At 61.0% G+C, this 820-nt stretch carries 1 protein-coding gene; it reads left to right on the forward strand.

From position 1 onward, the window contains the following. The coding region (locus ACFFUV_RS24120; RefSeq protein WP_512701403.1) for an autotransporter outer membrane beta-barrel domain-containing protein at positions 1 to 653 on the forward strand (653 nt) is incomplete at its 5' end. Positions 654 to 820: the final 167 nt, after the last annotated feature.

Genomic DNA, 820 nt, shown 5'->3' on the forward strand with positions numbered 1-820 from the left:
GGCACCTGGACAGCTACTACGCCAGCCTCTTCGGCCGCTACCAGGACAGGCGCTGGGCGCACACGCTCATCCTGACGGGAGGGTGGAACGACGCGAAACTCAACCGTACGGTCAACTACGGGGAAGGAAGCTACGGGACGCAGGGAAGCACCAGCGGGTGGGGCTTTGGAGCGATGTATGAACTCACCTACGACGTCTACCTCAACGAAAACAGGAGCAGCATCCTGCAGCCCCTGTTCAACGCCTCGGTGGTGACAACCCGGATGGACGGCTACCGTGAAACGGGAGGGGGCAACGCGGGTCTGAGCGTGGAGAAGCAGGAATGGACGACGGGGACACTTGCGCTTGGCGGCCGTTGGATGGGTCTTGTAGGCAGCAACCTCTTCGGAAGGGAAGCGCTGGCGGAACTGCGTGTCAACGCGGCCCAGGACCTGGGAGACGACCGTGGAGAGACGGCAGTGGGCTTCCTGGCCAACCCCGGCTACACGCAGCAAGTGCGTGGAGCCAAAGTAGGGAGGACGGCGTTGCAGATAGGAGCGGGGCTGAGTGTTCCTGTAGGAACACAGGGAACGATCTTTGTGAACGGCAACGCGGACATCCGCAACGGAGCCAGCTCGGTGAACGGAAGCATAGGCTACCGCTACGACTTCTAAAGAAGGTTAAGGCGCCAGGGGAGCGGCGGAAACGCCGCCTCTGCTGGAAAAAACTCAGGGCCGCTGCGGACAAGCCGGAGCGGCCCTGGCTGTGCAAAGAAAAGGGAAGGAAATGGACTCAATGGACAAGGTGGACTTAATGGTCCCTATAACCCCTATAACCCCTA

It is taken from the genome of Vibrio olivae, from assembly GCF_042428525.1.
GTDB lineage: Bacteria > Pseudomonadota > Gammaproteobacteria > Enterobacterales > Vibrionaceae > Vibrio > Vibrio olivae.